Raw genomic sequence first — 1,561 nt, forward strand, 5'->3', positions numbered from 1 at the left:
GTGGGGCGCCACCCGAAGGGCCGGGGCTGCAAGGGGTGCAGCGCTAGGCGCGAGCCGACGGTCGGGGCCCTTCCCCGACCTAGGTTCGCAACGACGCGGGGCGCCCCTTGCAGCCCCGGCCCTTCGGGTGGCGCCCCACAGAGCCTGCACTCGTCGTTGCAAATCCTCGCCGGGGCCCCACCCCGGCTGCGGCTTGCGCCTAGATTGCAGGCTCTGTGGGGTGCCACGCGGGGGGGATTCATAGGATGACAGGCCCTATAGCGTGAGGAGGTAGGCGGTGACATCGCGAGCTTCCTGGTCGGACATGGGAATGGCCGGCATGGCCGTGCCGGGCACCATCGACGGTGCGTTGCGAACGAACTGCATCAACAAGCCGGGCTGGTTCGGCAGCTGCCCTGCGATCAGGCCTTGCCTGCCGAAGTTCTCGAGCGACGGCCCGAGCCCTCCACGCGGCCATTTCACGTCGGGGAAGGTGTGGCAGGCCACGCAGCCCTTGTCGGCCACGAGCTGCCGGCCCCGTGCGGCGTCCGCGTCGCCCAGGGTCGGCGTGCGGTCGGGCGGGCCATCGCAGGCGGCGAGGCAGGCACAGGCGAGCACGAATAGGAAGCGCCGAACAAGTCCCTCGCGCGCAGCGCATCGCTGGGACTTGCTCGGCGCTTCCTTTGCCAGGGACGATGATTCACCCGCCATGCGCCACCTGTCCCTTCTCATCCTCACGCTGCTGGCCACCGCCTGCACCGATCGCATGAGCCCGAGCGACGACCGCTTCGGCCGCGGCGGTGAGCTGATCGCGATGAGCGGCGGCGAAGGCGGCGCGCGCTACGCCTGCGTGAGCTGCCACGGCGCGCGCGGCGAGGGCAATGGTTTCGAMGCACCTCGCCTGGCCGGCCTGCCGGCGGGCTACCTGCAAAAGCAGATGGAGGATTACGCGGCAGGGCTGCGGGCGCACGAGGTCATGCGCGACGTGGCGCGCTTTCTCGACAGCGCCGAACGCGTGCGGGTGGCCCACTACTACGCCGGCCTGCCGCCCAAGGCCTTGCCGCCCGCCACCGCCGAAGCCATCGCCGCGACGACCCCGGCGCTGTACGCCGCGGCCTGCCAGCAATGCCACGGCGCTGAAGGGATCGGCAGCGCGAAGGGGCCGCCGCTGAACGCCCAGCCGGCCTTCTACCTCGCCCAGCAGCTGCAGGACTGGCAAGTGTCGAAGCGCCGCAATGACGGCAATCATGAGATGCTGACTGCGGCCCAGCGGCTCAAGCCCGAGGAGGTTCATCAGCTGAGCCTTTATCTGGCGCGGATCCCACCACGCCCGGCGCCTGCGGCCCGTTGAGGTCGAACATCGAGGGCAGCACGCGGTCGCGCTTGATCACGTAATGCAGCACGGCCGCCCCGGCGTGGCCGGGAATGGCCAGCGCCGTGATCCAGACGATCCAGGCATGCGCCGTCGCGGCCCACTCCATCAGGCGCTGCTGCAGGCCCTCGGACAACTGGTCGAAAGGCAGGTTGGGGAAGGGGATCACACCAGCGATCGACAGCGGCAGGTCACTGGGCAGTGTGGACC

3 protein-coding genes are annotated in these 1,561 nt (G+C 70.1%); 1 reads left to right on the top strand and 2 read right to left on the bottom strand.

From position 1 onward, the window contains the following. Positions 1 to 255 precede the first annotated feature (255 nt). Positions 256 to 597: a c-type cytochrome gene (locus AC1DU6_RS30635; RefSeq protein ID WP_457321461.1), complete on the bottom strand. Its 342-nt coding sequence runs from the start codon at positions 595 to 597 to the stop codon at positions 256 to 258. Positions 598 to 688: 91 nt separating this feature from the next. Here AC1DU6_RS30635 and AC1DU6_RS30640 point away from each other — a divergent pair, with 91 nt between their 5' ends. Beyond that, positions 689 to 1,330 (top strand): c-type cytochrome, encoded by a 642-nt coding sequence (locus AC1DU6_RS30640; protein WP_477861858.1) that lies wholly within the window; start codon positions 689 to 691, stop codon positions 1,328 to 1,330. Here AC1DU6_RS30640 and AC1DU6_RS30645 read toward each other — a convergent pair. Then, a partial coding sequence (locus AC1DU6_RS30645; RefSeq protein ID WP_477861859.1) for a cytochrome b/b6 domain-containing protein occupies positions 1,254 to 1,561 on the bottom strand: 308 nt, incomplete at its 5' end. The two genes, AC1DU6_RS30640 and AC1DU6_RS30645, sit on opposite strands and share 77 nt — an antisense overlap.

Source organism: Roseateles sp. P5_B10 (assembly GCF_056400485.1).